Here is a 12,883-nt window from a genome sequence, read left to right as displayed (position 1 = left end):
GGGGATTCCTGTATTAAATTATAAAGAACAAATTAAAAATAAAATCAAATAATATGAACATTTTAACAGAAACAAAAGCATTTTTTCCAGGTATTGAAAACATCAGATTCGAAGGTAAAGAAAGTAGAAACCCTATGGCATTCCGTTATTATGATGCAGATAGGATCGTGATGGGAAAACCAATGAAAGAATGGATGCGTTTTGCAATGGCATGGTGGCATACTCTGTGTGCAGACGGAAGTGATCCGTTTGGCGGAGCAACGATCCACCATCCTTGGGATATTGGTAATGATGCGGTTTCCAGAGCTAAACATAAAATGGATGCAGGTTTTGAATTCATGTCTAAAATTGGATTCCAATATTACTGTTTTCATGATGTAGACTTAGTTGCTCCGGCAGATAACTGGAAAGACTATGAAAAAAACCTTCAGGCTGTTGTGGAATATGCCAAAGAAAAGCAAAAAGAATCTGGGATTAAGCTTCTGTGGGGAACAGCCAATGTTTTCACGCATGAAAGATACATGAACGGAGCTTCAACCAATCCAAATTTTGATGTGGTAGCCTGTGCAGGAACTCAGGTGAAAAATTCTATTGATGCAACGATTGCTCTCGGTGGCGAAAACTATGTGTTCTGGGGCGGTAGAGAAGGTTATATGAGTCTGCTGAATACTGAAATGAAAAGAGAAAAAGACCATCTGGCCCGCTTCCTTTCAATGTCCCGTGATTATGCCCGTAGTCAGGGCTTCAAGGGAACATTCCTTATTGAGCCAAAACCAATGGAGCCAACTAAACATCAGTACGATTATGATTCTGAAACAGTGATTGGCTTCCTGAGACATTACGGCTTAGACAAAGATTTTAAACTTAATATTGAAGTTAATCACGCTACCCTGGCGGGGCATACCTTCGAGCATGAACTTCAGGTAGCAGTTGACGCAGGATTATTAGGAAGTATTGATGCCAATAGGGGAGATTACCAAAACGGATGGGATACAGACCAGTTCCCTGTGGATTATCGTGACCTGGCTCAGGCTTGGCTGGTACTTCTTCCTGCAGGAGGATTAGGAAATGGCGGAGTTAATTTTGATGCGAAAATCAGAAGAAATTCTACCGATCCTGAAGATTTATTTATCTCCCATATTTCTGGAATGGATGTTTTTGCCAAAGGATTATTAGTTGCTGCAGATATACTGGAAAACTCTGATTATAAAAAATTACGGACAGAGCGCTATGCTTCTTTTGATAGCGGTAACGGAAAAGCTTTCGAAGAAGGGAATCTTACACTGGAAGACCTTCAGAGAATTGCTCATGAGGTGGGAGAACCTCAGGCCAAAAGCGGAAAACAGGAATTGTTTGAAGCAATCGTGAACATGTATATCTAATAATTATAGAAGGCTTTCATGATAACACTAAGGATTTATTAATAGCCTTTCTATTAATGTAATATTAAAAATAATAATTATGAACAGATTTCATTTTGCTAAAACCAACAGGGCTGCGATATTTTTCGCCATGGCTCTGTTACCGTCAAGCTTAGCTTATTCTCAAAGTAAAAAAGATACTGTTGCCAAAGAAAATAAGATAGAAGAAGTTATTGTAATTGGATATGGGACACAGAAAAAAGAAGCGGTTACCGGGTCAGTATCGTCCCTGGGTGGTACTGCTCTCAAAGAAGTTCCTTCAGCCAATATAACCGATGCGATACAGGGACGTCTTCCGGGAGTTGATATTGGCAGAACCTCTACAAAACCCGGCGCTGTACAACAGATCCGTATTAGAGGAGAACGTTCATTAACAGGCTCTAATGACCCCTTGATTGTATTGGATGGAATTCCTTTTGTAGGTTCTTTAGGAGATATCAGCCCATCAGATATTAAAAGCTTGGATATTCTTAAAGATGCTTCTGCCACAGCGATTTATGGATCACGTGGTGCAAACGGAGTCATTTTAATAACAACAAACAGAGGATCAAAAGGTCAGAAAGCAAGATTTACCTATAACGGATATACTGGATTTCAGACTATTTTCTCTAAATATCCGGTGATGGATGGGCCTAAGTTTGCCAAATTACGTGCAGATGCCAAAATGTTTACCAACGCGCAAGATGAATTCAATGATATAAATACAGACTGGCAGGATAAATATTACGGTGTGGGGCTGATGATGAACCATGATGTAGGGGTTACAGGAGGAAGCGAAAAAGGGAATTACAACTTTGGTGTCGCGTATTTTCAGCAAAATGGAGTTGTCCCTTTGCAAAGTTATAAAAGACTTTCTATTAGGGGTTCCTTAGATCAGGAAGTAAGTAAGTTCATAAAAATAGGCTTCTCTACCAACTCAAACTTTTCTATCAACGACTTTAACGGCGTTAGCGGTGCCCCTATGTTAGGGTATTCGCCATTGGTTAGTCCCTATAAGGCTGACGGGAGTCCTAAAACTGTCATGTATAGTGCCATCGATCAGACGGCTCTCCAGACCAGAGGTATTCTCGAAAATCTAGGTGATACCTATGCTGACCGTACGAATGCTTTTAGCTCATACAATAACCTTTATGGAGAATTAAAAATACCAGGAGTTGAAGGTCTTAAATACAGGCTTAATGTTGGTCTTACCTATAGAAATTCAAATAGCGGAACCTATACAGGAACCGGTATACTCAATGTAAATCCTGCTACTGAGTCTTCGGCTGGAATCGGAAACTCGTTGACGACGCAGTGGGTTTTGGAAAATATCCTGTCTTATGACCGAACCTTTGGTAAACACAAAATTAGTGCAACGGCATTATATTCTGCGGAACAGACCAAGTATAACAGCTCTTACATATCAGCGAGAGATGTTCCTATCGATGCCTTTCAATACTTTAATTTAGGCCATGCACAAGGTGAGGTAACCATTGATCCAAATAATCAGGGATATTATAAAAGAGGCCTTATGTCTTTTATGGGAAGAGCCTTATATCAATATGATAACCGTTATATGCTTACGGCTACTGTCCGTTCAGACGGAGCCTCAGTTTTAGCGAAAGGGCACCAGTGGCATACCTATCCTGCAATTTCTGTGGGTTGGAATATTGCCAATGAAAACTTTCTTAAAGATTCAAAATATATCAATGTGCTTAAGCTGAGAGCCGGTTTTGGACAGACTTCCAACCAGTCTGTCGGGCCTTATACCACTTTTGGGAGTTTAAGTACGGTGCCTTATAATTTTGGAAATGAATTTGTCATCGGGAATTATGTAAATACAGCTTCAAATGCAAATTTGGGCTGGGAGTTTTCAAAAACCTGGAATTATGGATTAGATTTTACTTTATTCAACAGAATCATCAGCGGTACCGTAGAATATTATGTTACGAAGACAGAACAGTTATTGTTAAGTAAAGGGTTGCCATCATCCAGCGGTTTGGGATCAGTGACCGAGAACGTGGGAGCATCAGAGAATAAGGGTTTCGAAATATCTCTTAATGGTACTATTTTTAATAATCCTGATGGATTTAGCTGGGAAGTTGGAGGTAATTTATATGCCAACAGAAATAAAATTACAGCATTAGCTTCCGGAACTGACAGAAACGAGGGGAATTTATGGTTTGTTGGTCATAATATCAACGCATTATATGATTACCAGTATATAGGTTTGTGGCAGCATGGAGATCCTTATCTGAGCGTATTGGAACCTGGAGGAAATGTGGGAATGATCAAAGTTTTATATACAGGTGGATACAATGCAGACGGAACTCCGACCAGAGCTATCGGGCCAGCTGACAGACAGATTATCGATACCAATCCGGATTTTATGGGAGGTTTCAATACAAGGTTAGCATATAAAAATATTGATCTTAGTGTGGTTGGAGCATTTCAGAAAGGGGGAGTGTTAATCAGTACACTATACGGCTCTTCAGGGTATCTCAACAGATTATCGGGAAGAGGAAATAACGTGGATGTTGATTACTGGACTGAAGAAAATCCAGACGTGCGCTATCCGAAACCAGGTGGAATGATGAGCGGAGATAACCCGAAATACGGTTCAACTTTAGGCTTATTTGATGGCTCATACGTAAAAATAAGAACCATCACATTAGGGTACAATTTTAATAAAAATACCCTGGATGATTTAGGCGTAAGCAGTCTGAGACTATATGTAACAGTACAGAATCCATTTGTTTTCGGTTCTCCTTATTACAGAGAATCAGGGATGGATCCTGAACCGAATTCGAGAGGGAATGAAAATCAGGCTGTAAACTCATACAAAAGCAATCAGCTGGTAATTGGTACGAATAATCCTTCTACAAGAAACTATATGATGGGGCTAAATCTAACCTTTTAAAAGAAAAAATCATGATCAATTTAAATAAAAAATTTATCGCTGCTCTGTTTTTAGCATCATTAACATTCAGTACAGGATGTAATGAGATATTGGATGAACAGCCAAGAGGTATTTATACACCGGAAGATTTTACTACAGAAAGAGGAATTACACAAGGGGTTACGTCTTTGTATAGACAACTGAGAATGCTGTATGGAAACGGCTACTTCTTAAATTCTACCATGACGGGTACTGATGAGGCAACCTGGGGAAAAGATGCCGATGGCAACTTTAAAGCTATGGATATGTCCAATAATGGGAATATTGACAGTTCAACTTTCCCAACAAGTATGGTGTGGGGATCTGTCTTTCCTGCCATCAATTCTGCAAATGGAGTTATACAAAATGGTCCGTTAATTAATGTATCCGAATCACTGATTTCAGAAGCAAGATTTTTCAGGTCATTTTATTATTTCTTACTGGTTCAGACGTACGGTGGCGCACCACTTGATTTAGGTTCAGGAGAACTGGCCTTCAATATTTCGCCAACCACCACTTCAGTTAGAAATACGGTTTCAGAAGTTTACACAAAGGCCATTTTCCCTGATTTGATCAAAGCCATTGAAAATCTTCCTGCAAGCCCAAGAGTAACCGGCGGTGTTACTAAAAATGTTGCGAGATTATATCTTTCAAAAGCCTATTTAACGTATGCATGGTGGCTGCAAAATCCAAACAACATTCCAACCTATCCGGAGGCAACAAGAACAGATCCTGATGGTCACAATGCACAATGGTACTTCCAAAAAGCTTATGATATTGCATTAGACGGGATCAACAGTCCCGGACCGTATGCTTTACAGCCTACCTATTATAATTTAAATGTAGGATCAAATGACCGTAACAAGGAATGTATGCTGTATGCAGATCATACAGAGACAAGTGCTTATTATAATGAAGGGGTTATTCAGGCAAGTTACGGCGATGGCTGGTCTCCAAATAATTTTGCTGCCTGGATGATGACCTGGAATTACCCTAATATCAGAAGCAGTACTTCCAGTACATCCTGGTCTGCTGTCAGTTCTGTACAAAGAGCAGCTACACAAGATCTAGGGCGTCCCTGGACACGTATGGCTCCTACCATTGAAGTTATTAAAAATACGTTTGCTGATAAAACCAATGATTCCAGATATGACGGTACATTCGTTACGACCTACCGTGGTAACTGGGACAAAGCAGGGATGACTCAGACTACCCTGTATAATGCCAATAGTCTTCCCGTACATCCTGGTGACCCTATTTTAACGTTTCTCAATGATGATTCTGCAGTGCCGGCTTATAGTTCCAATGCAGGGAATAGTAATATTGGAGCAGGAACGCTTCCGGGAAGAGCAGACTGGGTAGTGGCACCAAATGGAATCAGCAGAGTGGTATATCCTGGTATATGGAAAATAGGAACTTACCGTACAGATAACGGTAACGGTTTAGGCTATCCAAATCCAAGTTTAACCCGTCCGTTTGTAGCCGCTAAATTTTCAGAATTTTATTTCCTGGCAGCTGAGGCAGCAGTTAAAGGAGCTTCCGGATCTATGAGCCCTAGAGATCTTATCAATGTAATCAGAGCCAGAGCAGGAAAATGGGTTTGGAGTGTTAGCGGAAATGTTGCAAAAGTACAGGATAACAGTGCTGCAATGATTGCTGCTACACCCAATACCATTACCATAGATTACATTCTGGCAGAAAGATCCCGTGAGTATTATGGTGAAGGATACAGATGGTATGATCTGGTACGTACACAGAAGTGGGAAGAATATGCAGCTACTTATAAAATTGCAGGAACTGCTTACGGAGATCATACCCCGCAGACTGTAACGCGTAATATTCAGAAATTTCATTATCTGAGACCAATCCCTCGGGGGCAATTGGATGCTATGGAAGTCTCTGCAGATATCAAGGACAAATATCAGAATCCTGGTTACAATTAATATTATATGCATTCATGTTAACAGAAGCAAAGTAGGTGTTCTATTACACCTGCTTTGCTTTAATGAAAAAAATAAAATTTATGGAAAAAACCTGGCGTTGGTTCGGTAAAAAAGACAAAATAAAATTAGATATGCTCCGTCAAATTGGGGTAGAAGGTATTGTTTCTGCACTTCACGATATTCCGAACGGAGAAATCTGGCCGTTGGCCGCGATTAATGATTATAAAAATTATATAGAAAGTTTCGGACTTCGCTGGTCTGTTGTAGAAAGTCTGGCTGTAAGTGAGGCCATAAAATACGGAGGCGAAAACAGAGATCAATTAATAGAAAATTATATCCAGAGTCTTGAAAACCTGGGAAAATCTGGAGTAACAACAGTTTGCTACAACTTTATGCCGGTTCTAGACTGGGCCCGTACAGATTTGTTTTATCAGTGGGAAGACGGCTCGTCATCATTATATTTTGATAAAGCTAAATTTGCTTATTTTGAAATTCATATTCTGCAAAGAAAAGGTGCAGAAAACGATTATAATTCAGAGATTCTTCAAAAAGTAGAACAATTAAAAAATACTTTAACGGAAGAAGATAACAATGATCTGATAGACTCGATCATTGTAAAAACACAGGGTTTTGTTAATGGAAACATTAAGGAAGGAGACCAGAATCCGGTAGCTATTTTCAAAAGTTTACTGGCATTATACGATGGGATTGATAAAAACCAGCTCCGTCAGAATATGAAATATTTCCTTGAAAAAATAATGCCCGTTTGCGAAAAATGGAATATCCAGATGTGTGTACATCCCGATGACCCGCCATTTTCATTGTTAGGTCTACCAAGAATCGTAACCAATGAAGAAGATATCGACTGGCTCTTAAATGCTGTCGACAATCCTCACAACGGGCTTACATTCTGTACAGGTTCTTTAAGTGCAGGGCTTCAGAATGATGTTCCGAAACTTGCCCAAAAATATGCTCACCGCACAAAATTTGTCCATTTAAGAAGCACTAATGTTTTTGAAAACGGGGATTTCATCGAAGCCCATCACTTGGGTGGAAGAGGAAAATTGATAGAGGTTATCCGGATATTTGAAAAAGAAAATCCGGACTTGCCCATGCGTATAGATCATGGAAGATTACTGACAGACGATATTGATAAAGGTTACAATCCAGGATATTCATTTCTCGGAAGAATGCTTGCATTAGGGCAAATCGAAGGAGTAATGGCTACTGTACAGTCAGAATTGCAAAGAAATTAAATCTAAGGTTTGCAATAAATTATTATAAAAAGTAAAAATGAACGAAATATTCAGCATAAAAGATAAAGTAGCCGTAATTACAGGCGCCTCAGGGGTGTTGGGTGGAAGTCTGGCTAAAAGTTTCATAGAAGCCGGAGCCAAAGTTGTAGCATTGGGAAGAAACCAGGAAACTCTGGACGCTCGTGTTAAAGAACTGACAGAATCGGGTGGTGATGCATTTGCCGTAGAAGCCAATGTAATGAATGTGGAAAGTCTTGAAGCTGCTTCAAAGACAATCCTTGAAAAATACGGTAGAATTGATATTTTGCTCAATATTGCCGGAGGAAATATACCTTCTGCAACATTAGCTCCCGACCAATCTTTTTTCGACCTGAAAATGGAAGCCTGGAACGAAGTAACCGATTTGAATATCAACGGAACCGTTTATCCAAGCTATGTTTTCGGAAAAGTGATGGCAGAGCAGGGAAATGGAAGTATTGTGAATATCTCCTCAATGGCAGCTTATTCTGCAATCACAAGAGTTGCTGGTTATTCAGCAGCAAAATCTGCAATTACCAATTTTACCCAATGGCTCGCTTCGGATGTAGCGTTGAAATTTGGCGATAAAATCCGTGTCAACGCAATCGCTCCCGGATTTTTTATAGGAGATCAGAACCGGGCGATTTTATTGAATCCGGATGGTTCTTTAACTGATCGAAGCAAAAAAGTCATCGCCAAAACGCCAATGGGACGCTTTGGAAATGCAGATGAACTCAACGGAGCCGTCCAGTTCCTTTGTTCAGATGCCGCAAGTTTTATCACGGGTGCATTATTGCCTATTGACGGTGGTTTCAGTGCATTCAGTGGTGTTTAAGATTAATATTATTTTTCTTCATACAGTAGTTACAAGGCCTTAGATGATTTTATAGATTTCAATTAAGGTCTTGTTTTTAAAGATTTTCACAAAATCAAATCACTTTTAAATTGAATAATGACTCATTCCCTTAAAAATAAAGACGTTTTCGGAGAATCGTTTTTGCTGGAATCGGCAAAGGCAGAAAATCTCTATTTCGGCTTTGCGAAAGAAATGCCGATTATTGATTATCATAATCATCTTGAGTCTGACGTGATTTCAAATAATCAGAATTTCCGTTCCCCGACAGCAATTTGGCTGGATGATGATCATTACAAATGGCGGGCAATGAGAAATTTTGGGATTGATGAGGAATTCATTTCCGGCAAAGCTTCAGACTTGGAAAAGTTCAGAAAATGGTCGGAAGTGGTACCGTACACCCTTCGAAATCCTTTATTTCACTGGACCCATCTGGAACTTAAAAATCCATTCGGAATCAAAGAATATCTTTCCCCGAAAAATGCAGATTCTGTTTATCAACAGATGAATGAAAGTTTGCAGACTTCAGATTTTTTGCCACAATCCATCATTCAGAATTTCAAAGTGGAAGCACTTTGCACAACTGATGATCCTGCTGATGATTTGGCTTATCATAAAGCATTAAAGAATAGCCGTTTTAAAGCCCAGGTTTTACCTGCTTTCCGACCGGATTCTTACATCAATATCAACAATCCGGAACAATATCTTTCAGGAATAAAAAAACTTGAAAATGTTTGTGGAATTTCAATCGAATCAGTTTCCGATTTATTAAATGCGCTTCAATCCAGAATTAATTATTTTGCAGAAGTAGGAGCCAAGGTTGCCGATCACGGGTTTGAATATTTTCCCGATACCACAAAATGGGATATAGAATTAGAAAACGAATTTTCAGAATTTTTAAAAGGAAATAATCCAACATTCTCCAATCCGGAAGCGTTGTGTGGCTACTTACTAAAAGAGCTTTGCAAAATGTACGCTGAAAAAGACTGGGTACAGCAGTTTCACGTGGGAGCAACCAGAAATAATAATTCTTTAATGCTTAGTAAAATTGGCATCAATGCAGGTTATGACGCAATCGGCGAACAATATTTTGCACAAAGATTGAGCATGCTTCTGGACGAACTGAATTCTACCGGACAACTTACCAAAACCATTATTTACAATCTTAATCCCACCTTCAATGAAGTTTTAGCGACACTTGCAGGAAATTTTAATGAAGGTGGAATGAAGTCCAAAGTACAGTTTGGTGCAGCCTGGTGGTTTCTCGACCAATTAGACGGAATGAAAAAGCAGATGAACACACTTTCCAACATTGGTCTCATCAGCACTTTTGTCGGGATGCTGACCGATTCCCGAAGTCTCCTGTCATTCTCAAGACACGATTATTTCAGAAGGCTTTTGTGCAATATGTTTGGTAGCGAGATGGAAAGAGGATTGCTTCCCAATGACGAAGAATGGGTAGGGAAGATTATTCAGGACATCTGTTATCACAACACGAAAAATTATTTTGAAATTTAATAGAATGCAAGATTCATTTTCCAATAAAATAGTATGTTTCGGAGAATTGCTTTTGCATTTCGCTCCGGATTCCGAAGGAAACTGGCTCAATGACCAATCTCTGAAGATTTTCGTGGGCGGTGCAGAATATAATGTAGCTGCAGCTCTTGCACAATGGAACAATCCTGTAAAACTTCTTTCAGCTTTGCCTGAAAATTTTCTGGGAAACCAATTGGAATCACAGCTCAAAAATAAAGGAATTGAGATGCTTGCTGAGAAAAGTAACGGCAGAATCGGAACGTTTTACCTCTCTTCGGATGGCGATATGCAGAATGCTTCGGTGGTTTACGACCGTTTTCCTTCGGTTTTCACACAGTCGGATTTTAAAACATTTAGTTTCGATGAAATATTTTCAGAGGTAAAGTGGCTTCACATCAGCACCATTACGCCGGCATTGAGCGAAAATGCCTATCAGAAATGTATGGATTTAATGAAAGAGGCAGCGACCAGAAACATCACGGTTTCTCTTGATTTGAACTACCGTTCCGCCCTTTGGCAGAACAGAAATCCGTCTGCAAAAATTATTGCATTGATGCCTTTTGTCAATGTTCTGATGGGAAATATCTGGTCCATTCAACAATTTTTGGAAATTCCGATTGAATATGAATTAAATGGGAATTTTGACGACAGAAATCTTCTGAAACAGGCTGAAAAATCAGCATTAGAAATTCAGAAAATATATCCAAATGTAAAGATGATTGCCAATACATTTCGGTTTACGAAGGGTGAAGAGGTTAATTATTTTGCGACTTTATTTGCTGATGAAAAACTTTTGATTTCTGAACATTATCATTCAACAACAATTGAGGAAAGAATAGGAAGCGGCGACTCCTTTATGGCTGCTTTGATTCACGGAACTTTAAAAGGAAATTCCTTACAGCAGATTTTAGAAGATGCTACAAAAGTCGCTTTCAAAAAACTTTTTGTAAAGGGCGATACCATTAATGACAGTATTAATATTGAAAAATTATGAGTGTAATGCTACAAAAAATAAAAGACCAGAAAATAGTTCCGTTGTTTTACAATGAATCGTTTGAGGTTTCAAAAAATACCGTAAAAGCTTTGTACAAAGCAGGAATCCGTGTGATAGAATATACCAACCGAGGTATTCAGGCACTGGAGAATTTTACTAAATTAAAAGAAATCTCAGCCAACGAATTTCCAGAACTTTTACTGGGAATCGGAACCGTGAAAAATATAAAGGAAATGGATGATTATGCCGATGCAAAAGCAGATTTCATCATTACACCTGTTATTAACGAAGAACTGGTAAAACATTCTGTTGCAAAAAATATCAATTTAATTCCAGGATGTTTTACTCCTTCCGATGTCAATGTAGCCTTTCAGAGCGGACTTCGGTTAGTGAAGATTTTCCCGACAGATGCTTTAGGCAAAAATTATATCAGATCCATTCAACCTGTTTTTCCGGGAATGAATTTTATGCCGACCGGAGGCATCAATGCTGACTTTGCTGACATTACAGAATGGATGAAAGGTGGCGCCGTTGCTGTCGGTTTAGGAAGTTCACTCGTCAGAACAGATTTTACATCAGAACAGCTCACAGAAAAAGTTCAGAACTTATTGCAACAACTTAATCAAAACTAAATGCAGGCTCCTAAAAACCGTAACATAAGATGGTTGATGCTGTCTTTGGTCTTTCTCGCCACCACGATCAATTATCTTGACCGTCAGGTAATGGGTTTACTGAAACCTGTTCTTGAAAAAGAGTTCATCTGGGACGAAAAAGATTACAGCTACATTGTAATGGCATTCACGACTACTTATGCCATCGGATATCTTGCGATGGGAAGATTTATAGACAGGGTAGGAACCAAAATAGGGTATGCCGTTTCGTTGATTGTCTGGAGTCTGGCTTCCATAGGACACGGTTTTGTGAAAAGCACCGTTGGATTTATCATTGCGAGAAGTACACTCGGAATCAGTGAGGCAGGAAATTTTCCGGCAGCGATAAAATCTGTTGCAGAATGGTTTCCGAAAAAAGAAAGAGCCTTGGCAACGGGGATTTTCAACTCCGGAGCAACGGTTGGAGCCATTTTAGCACCGCTTCTTGTGCCGTTCATTCTGGGACATTACGGATGGCGGGAAACCTTCGTCTGGATCGGGGCTTTAGGTTTGTTATGGATTGTCCTTTGGTGGAGATTCTACAGCATTCCGGAAAAAACAAAAAAGCTGAGCAAGGAAGAATTACAGTATATTAAAAGTGATCAGGACGGAAAAACACAGGAACAGTCCAAAGTTCCGTTGTCTGAAATATTAAAATACAAAGTCACCTGGTCATTTGCCATCGGAAAAATTCTGACCGATCCAATCTGGTATTTCTTTATGTTCTGGCTGCCGGCTTATTTTTCAGACGTATTCAAGATGGATATGACAAAACCTTCCATTCCGTTGATTATCATTTACAGCGGAACCACGATTGGAAGCATCGGGGGTGGCTATCTTTCCTCATTTTTGATTAAAAAAGGCTGGGCCATCGGAAGAGCCAGAAGTTTGACAATGCTCTTGTTTGCGTTGATGGTCGTTCCGGTGATGTTCTCAAAATATGTAGACAATATGTGGCTGATTACCATCATCATTGCTTTCGCCACTGCAGCGCACCAAGGTTGGGGAGCCAATCTGATGACCACAGTTGGAGATAAATTACCTAATAACTATGTAAGTTCGGTTATCGGTTTTGGCGGAATGCTCGGTTCAACAGCAGGAATTATTTTTCCGCTTTTCATCGGAATTGTCTTGGATACCTTCAAAAAAGCAGGAAACATCAACGGCGGATACAACATCATATTTTTTATTGCCGGTGTTTCTTACGTTGCGGCTTGGGGAATTATCTGGTTGATCAACAGAAGAAAACCAGTATAAAGATCAAAATTCATTTTGGAAAAAAACGTAACACATTA

9 protein-coding genes are annotated in these 12,883 nt (G+C 39.5%); all 9 read left to right on the top strand.

Annotation, left to right across the window (positions count from 1 at the left end; genetic code table 11):
* Positions 1–53 precede the first annotated feature (53 nt).
* The 9 genes from xylA to LC418_RS15275 all read left to right on the top strand — a co-directional run bounded on the left by xylA (position 54) and on the right by LC418_RS15275 (position 12,845).
* The gene (gene xylA / locus LC418_RS15315) at positions 54–1,382 is read left to right on the top strand and encodes a xylose isomerase (protein ID WP_223559769.1); all 1,329 of its coding nucleotides are present in this window, start codon (positions 54–56) and stop codon (positions 1,380–1,382) included.
* A 79-nt stretch (positions 1,383–1,461) separates the two neighbouring features.
* Positions 1,462–4,320: a SusC/RagA family TonB-linked outer membrane protein gene (locus LC418_RS15310; RefSeq protein WP_111952740.1), complete on the top strand. Its 2,859-nt coding sequence runs from the start codon at positions 1,462–1,464 to the stop codon at positions 4,318–4,320.
* An 11-nt stretch (positions 4,321–4,331) separates the two neighbouring features.
* Complete coding sequence (locus LC418_RS15305) at positions 4,332–6,281, top strand: RagB/SusD family nutrient uptake outer membrane protein (protein ID WP_223559768.1); 1,950 nt, start codon at positions 4,332–4,334, stop codon at positions 6,279–6,281.
* Between the two features lie 80 nt (positions 6,282–6,361).
* Complete coding sequence (uxuA, locus tag LC418_RS15300) at positions 6,362–7,537, top strand: mannonate dehydratase (RefSeq protein WP_223559767.1); 1,176 nt, start codon at positions 6,362–6,364, stop codon at positions 7,535–7,537.
* A 37-nt stretch (positions 7,538–7,574) separates the two neighbouring features.
* Complete coding sequence (locus LC418_RS15295) at positions 7,575–8,390, top strand: SDR family oxidoreductase (RefSeq protein WP_111952746.1); 816 nt, start codon at positions 7,575–7,577, stop codon at positions 8,388–8,390.
* Positions 8,391–8,507: 117 nt separating this feature from the next.
* Positions 8,508–9,926 carry a glucuronate isomerase gene (gene uxaC, locus LC418_RS15290; protein ID WP_223559766.1) on the top strand — a complete coding sequence of 473 codons (1,419 nt, stop codon included), beginning with the start codon at positions 8,508–8,510 and terminating at the stop codon, positions 9,924–9,926.
* A gap of 4 nt (positions 9,927–9,930) precedes the next feature.
* Positions 9,931–10,938, top strand: coding sequence for a sugar kinase (locus LC418_RS15285; protein WP_223559765.1), 1,008 nt, complete (start codon positions 9,931–9,933; stop codon positions 10,936–10,938).
* 5 nt (positions 10,939–10,943) lie between these two features.
* Entirely contained in the window at positions 10,944–11,570 is a 627-nt protein-coding gene (locus LC418_RS15280; RefSeq protein ID WP_223559764.1) for a bifunctional 4-hydroxy-2-oxoglutarate aldolase/2-dehydro-3-deoxy-phosphogluconate aldolase, read from the top strand.
* Complete coding sequence (locus LC418_RS15275) at positions 11,571–12,845, top strand: MFS transporter (protein WP_223559763.1); 1,275 nt, start codon at positions 11,571–11,573, stop codon at positions 12,843–12,845. It abuts the gene before it with no gap.
* Positions 12,846–12,883 lie beyond the last annotated feature (38 nt).

Origin of the sequence: Chryseobacterium lathyri, assembly GCF_019970085.1 — a bacterium.
Taxonomy (GTDB): Bacteria; Bacteroidota; Bacteroidia; order Flavobacteriales; family Weeksellaceae; genus Chryseobacterium; species Chryseobacterium lathyri.
The sequence above is the reverse complement of the archived record's forward strand: the minus strand, read 5'-3'. Positions and strand labels throughout refer to the sequence as shown.